General features: G+C 64.1%; 2 protein-coding genes. Both read right to left on the reverse strand.

What is annotated here, in order from left to right; genetic code table 11:
- Positions 1-997: FAD-dependent oxidoreductase (locus D3H34_RS32365; protein ID WP_205736861.1), on the reverse strand; the 997-nt coding region annotated here is incomplete at its 3' end.
- On the reverse strand, positions 945-1665 hold a 721-nt coding region (locus D3H34_RS32370; RefSeq protein ID WP_147400578.1), incomplete at its 5' end, for a sugar ABC transporter substrate-binding protein. The genes D3H34_RS32370 and D3H34_RS32365, both read right to left, overlap by 53 nt.

Here is a 1665-nt window from a genome sequence, read left to right on the forward strand (position 1 = left end):
GGGCAGAAAATGCAGCACCGGCCGCCTTGGCCAGCTGCGCTCCGCGTGGGGCGGTGCCGGAATTCAAGGTCGCGGACAGGTGTCCAGCGTGTGCCGGCACATAGTTCCGGCGAAGCGCGGCATCATGGGACAGCCCGCCTGTGGCCAGGATGACGCCCTTGCGGGCCTTGATTTTTTGCTGGACGCCGCCCGCTTGCGCGACCATGGCACCGACAACGGCGCCGTCCACTCGAAGCAATCCCAGTACGGAGCTGCTGGTCCGAATATCCACGCGCAGATCCAGTGCCGACTGAAAAAGGCGACCGGCCAGGGCGTTGCCCAGGTACAAGGAGCTGCCTCGGTGGGCCCTCATGCGCTGCCAGGCATGGCGCAGCAGCAACCGTGCAACGTACAGCGCAGAACGCATCGATTTGAAAGCGCGGCGCAAGTGCGGCAGGTCCTGGCGGCTGATCATCATTCCGTCCCAGAGCAAGAACTCGGGCAACGGGTCCTGCAGGCGCTTGAAGTTTTTGCCGAGAGCGAGAGCGTCGTAGGGCTCGGGCTCCAGCACGCGGCCACCCAGCGTGGCGCCGGGCAAATCGGGGTAATAGTCAGGGTAGGTAACGACGGGCTGCAGGCGAAGCGCCGTGTGGGACTCCAGATACCGGACAGCCTGGTCTCCATATTTCAGGAACGCGTCGAGACGCTCGGGAGTTCCGGTCTGCACCAGCGCCGAAAGGTATTCGCGCGCCGCATGCAGACTGTCTTCGCGCCCTGCCCCGGCCATCTTGTGATTGTTGGGAATCCACACCATGCCACCCGAGATGGCGGTGGTTCCCCCTACCTTCGCGGACTGTTCAAGCAGCAGGACCGAGCATCCCTGCAAGGCGGAAACGCACGCGGCCGTCAGGCCCGCCGCGCCCGAACCCACAACGATGACGTCGTACTCCGTGCGGATATCTGGATCATTCGACACGGCCAGTACCTGTACGTGCGATTTGCGCAAGTGCTTCGGCAAGCGTCCAGATCGGGCGTTGCGCATAGGGCATATCCCAAAGGTGGGCATTGTGCGCGTCGACAATTTGCACGGGAAGTTCGATATGGCGTGGAACGGCCTCGGCGCGAACATGACGGATGGCGCACTCTGTGGCCAGGTGGGCCATGCGCATCGCATTGAAGTCCGCCGTGGCCAGCATCTCCCCGCGCTGAATCGCCTGGACGGCTTCGGGAATGGCGTTAACTCCCACGACGACCGCCTCGCGGCGGTACGCGCGCAGCGCTTCGATCACGCCGACTGCCATGATGTCATTGGCCACAAGACATGCAGTGAGGCTGGCGTCGGGATGTGCTTCGAGCCAGGCCTGGGTACGCAGCAAGGCCACGTCTCTGACGTAATCGCCCGCTATCGTGCCCAGCAGCACGATGCCCTGGTATTCGGCTGCCGCATCCCCGAAGCCGCGCAAGCGCTCCAGGCTGGTGTAGGAGTCCGAGTGACCCGAAACCACCAGCACGTCCCCAGCGCCGCCAAGGTACGCGAAAAGCTGGCGAGCGATTCCCAGCGCCAGGGTGTAATCATCCGAATTGACAAAGCATGCGACGGGAACCGCCAGCACCGGGGTGACCAGCCCGACGATGGGAATGCCCGCAGCGTGGATTCTGCGAATCGCGGGGTCCACCGCCGTGGAA

The organism is Acidovorax cavernicola, from assembly GCF_003581445.1.